The organism is Ureaplasma urealyticum serovar 8 str. ATCC 27618 (assembly GCF_000169535.1).
GTDB lineage: Bacteria > Bacillota_I > Bacilli_A > Mycoplasmatales > Mycoplasmoidaceae > Ureaplasma > Ureaplasma urealyticum.
On record NZ_AAYN02000002.1, the window covers coordinates 603,329 to 616,183 of the forward strand.

Here is a 12,855-nt window from a genome sequence, read left to right on the forward strand (position 1 = left end):
TTTTTATTTGTAAAAAATTAAGTATTTATTATGTTATTTATTTTATGAAAATAAAAAATAAATAAAATCACTTTAATAATAATTTCAATTATTATGGGTTTTGTTTTGTGTAAATTTTTAGTTTTTATGTTAAAATGTTTGTGTTATTTTATTAAAACATTATTGTATTTTTTTTTTTTTTTTTGAAAAATATGAGTAAACAAATGTTTTGTTTTTATCTGTTTATTTTATAAAAATGTGGGAAAAATTATATGAAATCAAATAATAAAAATTACAAATTTTTGAACATAAAAAAACGGAAATATCGCATTTTTTTTATGTTGTGTTCTTTAAATTTAATATGAGCAGGCGTTATTATAGCTATTGTTCTGCGTTTAAAAAATGTTAATAAACAATTTGGTAAAGATGACCATAAAATTGCTCGTCCGACTTGAGAGTATGATAATGATGGAAATTTAGAAATTCACACTAAATTAGCAAATGATTTAAATGATGATTTAAAACAAAAAGCTTTAAATAATGCAAATGTCAAAGGAATTGTTGTTGACCAAAATGGTGTAGAACATGAGATAGATATAAGTATTGATGCTAATGGCAAGGTTATTATTCCAACAAAAGATTTAGTAAATAATGACCCAACTAAACCTAATATATACACACTTAAAAAAGTTGTTTTAAAGCAACATGATCAACCAAATATTGATCTAATTAGTGAAGAGCAATTAAGTGGTGATAATCATATTTCATTTAAAAAACCAACAGTGGTTGCCCAAATTAATGATAACAATGATTATATAATGCATTTTACGAATCCTAATTTAGTTAACAAGAAAATTAAATTAACATTTAAAGTTGATGATCAAGATGATCATACAAAAACCATTGAAGCTATCATTGGATTAGATGGAAAGGCTATTTTTAAAACAAGTGATAATACAATTTTTGCACCAGATCATAAATATACACTAACAAAAATTGAAGCTAATAACAAAAAAGTTGCTAATATTAATGAAATTCCATTAAAAAATAAAATCGTTGATAAAAATCCAATTAAAAGAATTAACTTAACACAACTAAAAGTTGCTAAAGATTTAATTCTTTGAAATAATACAAATCAAAACCAATTCATAACTGCTACTTTTAAAAATATAAATGACGATTTTGATGATTATATTGTTAAATTAATTTATGAATACAATTATCGTGGAGAAATGAAAGAAATTGCATCACAACCTTTCAAATTAGAAAAAAACAAAACAACATATAACAATATTCTTTTACCAATTAGTATTCCAAATCGCTTATATCATTTTAAAAAAGTAGTAATTCAAAAATTAAATCAACCAAATAAATCTATTGATTTAGATCATGATCCAAATTTAAAATCTTTTTTTATTGTTGGTCCTGGTAAAACAGATTTTGTATGAAAAAAACCAAATGATGGTCAAATTACATATGATGGTTTAAAGAGATTAAATATTGAAATTACTTCTGAAGATTATGCATTACAAAATGGTAAAAAAGTTATGGTTTGATTTAAATCAGATGCCGAACCAAATAATAATTCACTTAAATTTATAGGTCAATTATCTCAAACTAACGCCAATGGAACAGCTGCTGTCATTAATAACTTAAATAATTTATACGGTATGAAAGAGCAAACAGAGTATTACATCTATAAAATTCAGTTTATAGATGAATTAGAATATTCAAAATTACCACCAAATCGTAATAACATTGTTTATGAATATAATAAAAATATTGCACGTAATTATACATTCAGAACTAAAACTGCCCCTTTAATTTTAGAAAAAATAGAAAAAGATGATAATGGCAGCGTTGGAGGACAAAATTTTTATTTTTATCTAAATAAAGCTAGTGATGATCCTAGTTCAATCAAGAAAGTTACTATATATTGCCGTGATAATAACAATGAATTATATACTTCTGATAATCAAGAAATAAATTCTGATCTTGTATATCATTCTTGAATTCATGATTTAAAATGAAATCGCGAATATGTTTTTGATCATGCTGAAATACAAACAACATATCCTGATGATCCTGAATATGGTGGCGAAACAAACGATTTAGAAATTAAAAGAGGATTGACTTTCAAATTTTATACACCACCAAGTAAAACAGAAATACAATGAAAAAATCCTATGAAAATAACTAATAATGGGGCAATTTTAGATATTCAATTACAATCAAAAGATCGGGCATTTGAAGATAAGCAAAAATATCGAGTGACATTAGTTGAAGCTGAAAATCAAAACAATGCTGTTGTTGGTGACTTTTTACTTGCTGGTACTTCTATTAATAAAGATGATAGCCCAATTGGTGATAATAATGATAAGAACAAAGATATAGCAACTTTAAGCTGTAATTTTGAAAACAAACTAAAAAAAGGAACTAAATACCTATTAAAAGAAGTTCGATTTATTGCTAATCCAAATGAAGAAATTAGTGCTAAACCTACTAGAGCTGCTAGACCATTTAATAATGATAATGTTATTTATAGTTTGAATCTACGAATAAATGATCCCTATGACTTTACAACTTTAAAAAACTAGTTTAATCCTTAAATTCTTAATTATATATATATATATATATGAAAGTGAATAAAACAATTATGAAAAAAAGAGTTAATAAAATATATAAACACCATATGTTTATTTTGCTAGCTACTTTAAATTTAGTGTGAGCAGGCGTTATTACAGGAATTGTTTTAAGACTAAAAAGCAAAAATTACTCAAAACATACTATTTTAAAAGAATATTATTCATTTGATAAAAACGGTAATTTAATTCTTAAAGGTTATTTAAAACCACATGATAATACTAATTATGTTTTTGGAATTTTTAATGATGAAAGCAATCAAGAACATAAAATTCAAGCACTTGTTGATGATAAAAAAGAATTTGAATTTAACACCAAATTATTACCACTAAACCATAGTTACAAACTTAAAAAAGTTATAAGTACTAATGACTATAACCATGTTTTATTAACAAATGATGCTTTAGTTAGTCAACAAAAAATTTGTTTTAGTAAGCCAGTTGATGCAAAAGTTAACTTTATTAATAATAAAAAAGTTTATCAAGTTAAACTAAACACGTTATTAAAAAACACTTTAATTCAATTAACACTAAAAGACTTAGAGCATAACGTATATAAAATTACAGCCAAATCAAATGATATGGGAGAAGTTAGTTTTGATGTTTCACAATTAAAAAATAATAATTTATATGAGGTAATTGCTTTACAAACACAAGACCAAACTAAAATCGTCAATGTTAATGAAATTGAATACAACAATAAGATCATAAATAATTTAAATATTGATGAACTAAATACACCATACCAATATAGCAAAAATGGTGATCTTAACTTAATTGCTAAAATACCAGTACGCTATGCTAATGAACAAGTCTATGGTGTTTTTGAGGACCAAAATAAGCAAAAGCATTTAATTTCTGCCGTAAATAAAAATGATGGAACAATAATGTTTGATACTCAAGTTTTAACTAAAGATCCCAATAAAAAATATCATTTACAAAAAGTTGTTTTAGCAAAAAATCAAAATCAAATTTTAATACATAATTTTGATTTAGTAAGTAATCAAAAACAAGATATCTTCTTAAAAGAATATAAAGTTATTAGTATTAGTGATCTAGAAAATGATGCTGATAAAACTAAAAGAGAAATCAATTTAAAACTATCTAACATAAAAAACGACTGAGTTAATAAGCAAATTAAAGTTATTTATTCAAGTTCAGATGGTTCAGATGTTCAAACTCAACCTTTAGTTTTAGAAAAAAATCAAACAAACTATGTATTAAAACTAAATAATTTAAAAGCAAATCGTTTATATAAACTAAAGGCGGTTGAATTAATAAATAACAATAGCAAAACTAATTTACCATTAGATACTAACTTAACTAATAATTTTATGGTTGAAAGAACTAGTGCTGTATTAGCAACAAGTATTAGTGAAATAAGTAATCGTTTGGGAACTGCTTTAACAAATGCGCAAGTTAAAATCACTTTAAAAGATACAGATGATGTTTTATTAGCTAATCAAAAAGCGATTATTAACTATGATAATAATCAAAAAAGTGAAGCAACTGTTATTGTTAACAATGGTGTTAAGTATCTAATAGCAACCTTAACTAAATTAACATTAAATACGCCTACAATAATTAAATCCATTACATTTGAACAAAAACCAACATGTGCTATTGAAAATATTGGGTTAGATAAAACAAATAACATTATTTATAAAAATACACATGAAACAGCAATTCCTTTAGTAATTAATAATAATTTTGAAATTAATGGGCCATTAGCATCAAGTCATGAAAGTTTAAAAAGTATTAATGCATCTGATGCTAAAAAGGTAAATGCAATTAATTTAACCCTTGACTTTAATACCAATGAACATATTTATAAAAATTTATTTTTTAAACTAAAATATGTCCCTATTGACAATCAAGGTAATGAAAATATTTATAACGCATCAGAAGCAATTTATAGTGATATTTTAAGTGCAACTAATATAGTTGCTAATAGAATCCAATTTAGTTTAGGTAATTTACAAACTAATCGTAAATATAAATTAAAAACAATTTATTATTTAACCTCAAAAACAGCACCTTTAGATGATCATAACGTTGTAATGATCAAACCAAATGTTAAATCCGAAATTATTGTCGCCCCTAATGATAGTACGATTGTAAAATATGGTAATTGAGATCAAGATTCAATTACTAATGGATCAAAGGCCATTTTTAAAATTAATTGTAATGATGGTGATATTTTAAGTGAGGATTTAAGTGCTACACTTGTTTATGAATCTAATGATCCTCATGATATACAATCATACACTACAAAACTAAAAAAAGTTAACAATGATTGGGTGATTGATTTTAATTTAAACAATTTGAAACCACAAACCACTTACCATCTAAAATCAATAACAATAGCAAAACCAAATAAAGCATATACTAATTTAAAAATTCAATCACTTCCACAAGTGGATATTAAAACGCAATTGCCTAATTTAATCTTGCATGATTTAAAAGCCACAAGTGCAGTTTTAAAATGGGATTCTACTAACAATGGTAAAAACAATCACCAAACAATTCAAGCAACTTTTTCTCATGTAAGTGCTAATTATGATAACCTTAATGTTAAATTGGTTTATGAATATAATTATCGGGGTGATATCAAAACAGTTGAATCTGATTTAGTTACTCTTAAAAAAGACCAAAATATTTATCAAATAAATTTACCAATTAGCGTTCCTAACCGAAAATATATTTTCAAAAAAATTCTAATTCAAGAACGCAATAATTTAAATAACTATGTGGATTTAAATAAAAAGATAAACTTAACAGATTCATTTGTAGTTAGCCCTGGAAAAACAACATTTGAATGAACACAACCAACTAGTGATCAAATTAGTCAAACAACCCTAAAATCATTAAAAATTAAAATTCTTTCAGAAGATAAAACGCTTGATAATAATGTTAAGGTTATTGTGTGATTTAAATCCCATACAGATTCAAATGATGCACTTAAATGAACACGGGGAACTTGGGAGGTTAATAGTGATGGATCAGAAGCGATTATTAATCAATTAAATAACTTAAGTGGATTTAAAGCAGGGACCCAATACTATCTTTATAAAATTGCATTTGTCGATAATTTACAATATGGAAATGCGCAAGCAAATGATAATAAAGTAATTTATGAATGAAAAGCCAATGATACTAAAGAATATAAGTTTACAACCAAAAGTGCACCAACAGTTTTAGAATCAATAAAATTTGATCATTGTGATGCTGATGGTGTAATTAATAGTGGAGACGAAGGTATTGCAGAATTTTCAATGACAACAAACAAAGTTAATGATGATTTTGCTAACCGAAAAGTTAAATTCATATATCATGACAATAACAATGTTGCTTATGAAACTGATGGTTTTCCGTTAAGCAGATCAGAAACAAGTCTTCATTTTTCTTTATGAAACATTCCTAACAATCGTGAATATACTTTTGATCATGCTGAAATTGAAACTAGTCCTAATAGCAATAAATATGAAATTTGACATTCTCAAAACAAGATAATATCTAAGTTCAAACTTAAACCAGCTCAAACTTCTGTAAAATATATTGATAAACAAGAAAGAAATAATAATAATGTAGATTTTGAACTTCATTTAGGTTCAAGAGACTGTGCATTTGAAAATAAGCAAAAATATCGTGTTACACTAGTGTCAGTAGACGCACTCCAAACCGAAATTTCTAAGGAATTTTTACTTTCTGATGTTAAATCAGATTATAAAGATGGTAATATTGGAATATTAAAATGCCATTTTGATAACTTAACACCAAACACTGCATACACATTAAAAGAAATTAAATTTCTTGCTAACTCAAATGAACAACAAAGTGCAAAACCACATAAGGTAATTAAACCTTTTAATGATGATAACAATATTATTATCGATAAAAATTATTCTTGAAAATGAGTTATTTACGCTTCGTAATCATTAATTTTTATTAATATAGTAAGATATCAAAACTCCTCTAAAGAACTTTTTCTAGTAGAGGAGTTTTGATATTATTTAGCATTTTAATGCTATCGTTTTTTAATTTCTTCAATTAGTTTTGTTAATCTTTGAATATAAAGATTAAGAGTATAAGAAGAAACATTTTCATTACTTATTCCTTGTTCAACAAAACTAGTGAATTTTTCTAATCGTTGTAATTTTGTTTTATTATTTGCGTGCTCATCTTTTGTTTGAATAATTTTTTTGCTTTCATCAATTAATTCTTTAGCTTTGGGAATATAGAGTTTTTTATCAATGATAGTAAAAACTCTAACACTAAGATTTTCAAGTTCTTTGCTAAATTCTCTTTCTTGATTATTATTTAATTCTAAATAAGCGATTAATTCTTGTGGTTTTTGCAGCGAATCAGAAGCATATGTTAAATCAATTTTTTCAAGATTATTTACTGTTAATACTTCGTTTGGAGCAAGTTTTAAATTAATTTTAGTATTTAAAAATAAATCCTTTTCATAACTTTTTAAGACTTCTTGAATGGTTTGAATTCGATTAGCTTTTTTTATTGGATCATTTTCATTATTTAATTCAATATTAAACTCTTTTAAATGTTTAATGAAGTCCTTAAATAAATAAGTTTGTTTAAAATTTGATAAAATGGTTTGTTTAATTTGAATCACAACTTCATTAATTTGTGAATTAGCTTTTTGAAATTTTTTAATTAATTCATCATTAAGATTATAGATTGCATCAATTGATAAATTAGTAATGTTAAAATCAAATAAGTTAATGATTGATTTTAAACTTTTAATTTGGTGTTCTAAACCATTATATGTTGCTTGAGAATTGTTTTCATCTTTTTGCTTATTTTCTTGTTTTTCAATACTATAGTAAGGATTATAATCATCTGGTTGTAATGATTCAATAATACTGATTAATTTGTTAACACTATTTTCACTTTCTAACGCAATCATTTTTAAACCTTCTAAGTAATTTTGAAGGTCAAATAAAAGTTGATTAGTTAAAGTTTTAATTTCTTTGATCTCTAATGTCTTTTTAGCATTTAATACATGATTTATATTCTTTATTAAAATTTGTCTTAAATTTGTTAACTTAGTTTGATCAAATCATAAAAAATGATGATTTTGTTCATAAATAGTATTAATAACATTAACTATATCATCTAATTTTTTAATAAAAGGTAAAGCTTTTAGTTCTTTGTTAATTAAGTCATTAATATCATTTAATTTAGTGTAAATTAATTTAAAATCTTCATATAGTTTTTTAAAATTAGCTTTTGTGTCATTATTAACTAATTTTTGAATATCATTTTCAAGCTCAACAATGTTTTTATTTAATCCAGATGTTTTAATTAGGCTTTTAATTTTATTAGCTAAATCTAAAATTGTTTTTTGAATTAAAGCTTTGGTGTCTAATCTTTTTTGATGAGCATCAGATTTTAGTTTATCAATTATTGTAGTATCAACACTTGCTTGATTAAGTAATTTTTCATATTGATTTAAAAAATCTTGTAATTGTTTTTTAGTGTTTTCTAATTCAACAACATCTATTAAATCACTCATGTTTTTGATTGAATCTAATTCATTTAAAACACTAACTTGTGTAATTAAATTTTTAATTGTTTGTTGTTCTTGTTTTAATTTTTGCTCTGATAATTTATTAATGTTTTCTAAATTTGATTTAAGAGTTTGATTATATATTTTTTTAAAATCTTCATAAGAAGATTGATCAACAATTTCTTTTAATAAAACAGCTTTATTTAAACTTGATTGTAATTCTTCTTTAGCTTTTTGTTTTGTATCAACTTTTGCACAAGCTGTAATTATTGTTGCTAACAAAGGTATAGCACTAATCATACTTAGTTTCAATCAAATTGATTTGTATTTTTTGTGTTTCATATTTAAAACTCCAAGAATTAATTATTCAATTACTAGCTTAACTTATTAGTTATTTAAGTATTATTCGAATTAAACGCTTAAATATTTTAACATTATTAAAATAAAAATCTACTCTAGTTTTATCCTAAAGTAGATTGATCTAAAGTTAGATATTCTTAAAGTAAGAAATCTAATAAATGTTTAATGTCAATAATAAATTTTGCTTTATTCGCAACTAGTTGTTCTGGAGTTTTGTTAATACTTGTGTTTTTTAAAAGATCAAAATTAACTTTTTTATTTAAAACATCATTTGAACTAGCTCCATAAAAATAAAAATCTTTTTGATTTTTCATATTAATATAACAAACTAAAATCGTAATTTCTGCTTTGTCTAATTCATCTAATATTAAATTATCGTTATTGTTTTTATTTTCAATATATCGTTGATATGATTCAATTAATAATTTTGTTTTTTCATAATCATAATCACTATATAAATTTTTTACTTCAATATATAAATAATGATCTTTTTGATCATGTGTTTTTATTTTTAAAATAAAATCAGGGTATGAATTACTTATTTGACCATCTTCATTAAAATATTGATATTTTAATCCATGAAAAACAGGATTTTTAGTCCAAAGTTCAACATTATTTTTAATTTTATCATTATCATTTGATAATGAAAGGAAACGATTTGCAAATTTAGATTCAGTTAAAGAATCAAAATAGTGATTTTGTTCTTTAAGATCTTTATATGCATACTTATCACAAACATTTAAATCTAACATGTTTTCACATTTTTTATATTTTTCAATGGGAATAAAAATTTCATTTTGATTAGGTAAATTTTTATTATTTTGCAATTTAAAAAGTAATTCATGATTATCTTTTTTCATTTGTTCTAATGAATTTTTATATATTTTTTCAATTTGATCAAGATATTCTTTAATGATAACATATCAATACATGTTGATTCTTATGTTTAATTTTCATCTTTTTTCTCACTCATTAAACTTCGTTTCAAGAAAATCAATAATTTTTTGAGGAAATAGATGTTTGTATTTTCTTAATTGTTCAATAATATAAAGTTCAAGTTCGATTGAATTTTTAATTTTAGTATAAACACGTGTTTTACCTTCAATTTTTGAAGTTTCGCCTTCTAAGTATTTATTTTTTTCATATTTCTCATAAATCTTATTAACATGGTATTCAAAATTACTAATTGAATCTTCAAACTCCTCTACTATTTCTTCTCTATAAGTTTCTCCATTTAAATAGTTATTAACTTTCTCTTGATTAATTTCGCCATAAAAAAATCTGTCATTTTTATATTTGTCTTTTAAAATCAAAGTTTGACGAATTTTATCTTCTGAAATAATATTAGAATAAATAAAATATTGATTTGATATGGAATTATAGCTAATTTCGTTTTTGTCAAAGCTAGGATTTGGAAAACGCTTAATTCTTCCAATTGTTTGTACTGATAAATTTTTTGAAGAAACGTTTCGCAATTGTACTAACATGCAAGCACGCGGAATATTTCAACCAGTTGCAGGACCAATTTTAAACAAAATTACATCCACATTTGAAGTCTTTTTAGAAATTTCTTTTAGAGAAATTTTATTATTTTTTTTATTAATTAAAATATTAGTTTGAACCTCTTTATCATTAGAAAAGTATTTAACTCATGATAAATTATGTTTTTCCAAAATTTTAATAATTTTTTCAATTTTATCTAAAAATTCGCTTTTTTGTGGTTCTTTATTAGGTTCATTTTCAACTTGAATTAACATGGCTGGACGAATATTTTTTAACTCTTTTGCTTTTGGATATTGCTCTTTGATTTTTAAAAATTGCTCACAAGCAGTTGTTAATAATAGTTCATCATCAATGTTTTCTTCTTTTAGTTCTTTAATTTCTAGATTATAAACATGTTCATCTTTTAACAATTTTGTATCATCATCCATTAAATCTTTTTCATCAATGAATACTAATTTATGAATTCCTTTAGGAGTTGCTGTCATTTTAATAATAAAAGATGCTGCTTCTTGAATTTTATATTCAAATCGTGTTTCTTCTTTTTTAAAAGAATTTTTGTGTATTTTTTCATCAAAATCTTCAAATATTTTTGTTTTATTAACATTACCGCCATGATGAGCTTCATCACGGATATAAACTAATGTATATCCTTGTGATTTAATTTCATCTAAAAAAGCATCTAAAATTCCTTCTTCTGTAATGATTCTTCCTTTACCAAATGAAGAAGACCCAAAAATAATTACTTTATTTTCTTCAGCTAAAATATTGTAAGAACTATCTTTTTTAGCACTTTTAGAAGATGGTGATTCTTTAAGTTCGACATCAAATAAACCATTAATATAATATTTATACTCATTCATATTTTGTTCTAATTGAAATGGTAAATCAGCTGATGATAAAGTCGCAATTACAAAAATTAATTTTTGAGGACTACCATTAGCTTTGTTTGTCTTAATAATTTCATTAATAGTATTGGTAATAATAAAGGTTTTACCAGATCCTGTTGGTGCTTGAAAATCAATAATTTCTTTTTTATTGTTATTCACGCTTTCTAAATAACAATTAACTAATTGACTAAAAGCTTTTTGTTGTGATTTGGTTAATTTCATAGATTTTATTCCTTTTTTTCAATTGGCTTTAGTGTACTTAAATTAATTAATAATTCGCGTTGCTTATTTTCAAATAAACTTGATTGACTTGTATTATTAAAATCAACTAGCATTTTAGTAAATGCTTCTTTAATTTCATTATTATCAATCTTGATTGGATTTGTATCAAAGTATTTTAGATCATAGACATTTAGATTATTTAAATAAGCTTCATTTTTGTTGATTCAATCAAAATCAGCTTCGTTTTTAGTACCAACACCATTGTTAATACGATATAAGCGTTCATAACAAACATTAGTACCAATTTGGTTTTCATTATTTGTTACTAGTGTAAATGTTCTATTTCCACCATCTTCTTTATTCAATTCTAATACTGCATGCCCAGTTGTTCCAGATCCTGCAAAAAAATCTAAAACACGAGCATTTTTATTTTGAATTATTTCTAATAAATAACATATTAACTCTTTGGGTTTTGGATAACTAAAATTATTATTTTCTAAAATATCATTAAGCTCTTTTGTTCCGTGTTCTGTTGTTGATTTAAAATATTTTTCTAAATATAGTTTAGAAGTATTCAAAAGTGCTTTTGGTATTAAAAATCCTTTTTTATTATCACTATATTTAACTCTAATAATTTGATCTTTTTGATTTGTTAATATGAATTTTGTTCCTAAAAATAATTCTTGATCTATTCTGTTTTGTGTTCATCTACTTCTAATAAAAAATTCAAGAGGTTTATCATTTAATTGATTTTTTTCTTTAACAAAAATTTGATTTTTATCAAATTTAATTAAAATTTCTTTATTTGAATTATTTTTTAAAGGTGCTGTATCAAATTCTTTTTTATCGCCTTCATTAATATAATTTATGCTATTTATATTTTTAGAATAAGTATGAATATATTCTGAATTTCTAAAAATCTTCTTTCCATTATTTCCTTGATTTGTATGATTTGTTCTTTCTCAAATAAAGCTACATATAAAATTCTCTTCGCCAAAAATTTCATCCATTAAGACTTTTAAATACGCTTGTTCACTATCATCAATAGAAACAAAAATTACACCATCATTTTTAAGTAAGTTTTTCGCTAATTTTAAACGTTCGTTCATCATATTTAATCAACCATTGCGACTGAATTTATCACGATAAATAAACTTAGATGCAGTTATATCATCTTTTTCGCTAAAATTATTACCATCAGTTTTACTTGCTTCAGTATTATAAGGAGGATCGATATAGATTACATCATAGTAAGCGTCGCGCCCGCTAGTCTCTCTCTCTCTCTCTCTAACACTAATAAATTCTTTAGTACATCATAGTTTTCACCAATGATTAAACTATTAGTATCATTTTTAAATAAATTATGTGCATCATTCATGAAAGATAATTGCTCATTTTTAGCTAATATCGCAATTTGAGTTTGGTGCACGCTTGGAGCAACATCAAAACTAAATCCTATCTTAACACGTTGAATTAATAATTGAAACACATTATCTAAATCTTGGGGATCAGTTTTTTCTAAAATTTTTTTAATTAATTGTTTTTGATCCTCATTTAATGAACTCTTACTCATTTCATCAATATCTTTTAAATAACTATCTAAATCTTTAATCATAAATCCTCTTTATAAATTAAATATATAATCTAATTTATATTATAAATGATGCTATATAAATCATTTAATACAATTAAACTGTTTTTAATATAAAAGTATATACTTTAGTTAATGATT

Annotated in this window: 6 protein-coding genes; 2 read left to right on the forward strand and 4 right to left on the reverse strand. The window is 23.8% G+C overall.

The genetic code is table 4. From position 1 onward, the window contains the following. Nucleotides 1–317 precede the first annotated feature (317 nt). Together UUR8_RS02595 and UUR8_RS02600 are read left to right on the forward strand one after the other, a co-directional pair. Nucleotides 318–2,576, forward strand: coding sequence for a DUF1410 domain-containing protein (locus UUR8_RS02595; protein WP_004025908.1), 2,259 nt, complete (start codon nucleotides 318–320; stop codon nucleotides 2,574–2,576). Nucleotides 2,577–2,635: 59 nt separating this feature from the next. Further along, nucleotides 2,636–6,556, forward strand: a complete 3,921-nt coding sequence (locus UUR8_RS02600) for a DUF1410 domain-containing protein (RefSeq protein ID WP_020476676.1) — start codon at nucleotides 2,636–2,638, stop codon at nucleotides 6,554–6,556. A gap of 92 nt (nucleotides 6,557–6,648) precedes the next feature. On the opposite strand, the gene UUR8_RS02605 is transcribed toward UUR8_RS02600, so the two are convergent. The 4 genes from UUR8_RS02605 to UUR8_RS02620 all read right to left on the reverse strand — a co-directional run bounded on the left by UUR8_RS02605 (nucleotide 6,649) and on the right by UUR8_RS02620 (nucleotide 12,738). Further along, nucleotides 6,649–8,493: a hypothetical protein gene (locus UUR8_RS02605; RefSeq protein ID WP_004026008.1), complete on the reverse strand. Its 1,845-nt coding sequence runs from the start codon at nucleotides 8,491–8,493 to the stop codon at nucleotides 6,649–6,651. 155 nt (nucleotides 8,494–8,648) lie between these two features. Next, a complete protein-coding gene (locus UUR8_RS02610) occupies nucleotides 8,649–11,123 on the reverse strand; it encodes a DEAD/DEAH box helicase family protein (RefSeq protein ID WP_004025961.1) in 2,475 nt (824 codons plus the stop codon). Nucleotides 11,124–11,128: 5 nt separating this feature from the next. Beyond that, the gene (locus tag UUR8_RS02615; protein ID WP_155105088.1) at nucleotides 11,129–12,421 is read right to left on the reverse strand and encodes a site-specific DNA-methyltransferase; all 1,293 of its coding nucleotides are present in this window, start codon (nucleotides 12,419–12,421) and stop codon (nucleotides 11,129–11,131) included. Further along, nucleotides 12,364–12,738, reverse strand: coding sequence for a hypothetical protein (locus UUR8_RS02620; RefSeq protein ID WP_004026143.1), 375 nt, complete (start codon nucleotides 12,736–12,738; stop codon nucleotides 12,364–12,366). The genes UUR8_RS02615 and UUR8_RS02620 overlap by 58 nt, the downstream gene beginning before the upstream one ends. Nucleotides 12,739–12,855 lie beyond the last annotated feature (117 nt).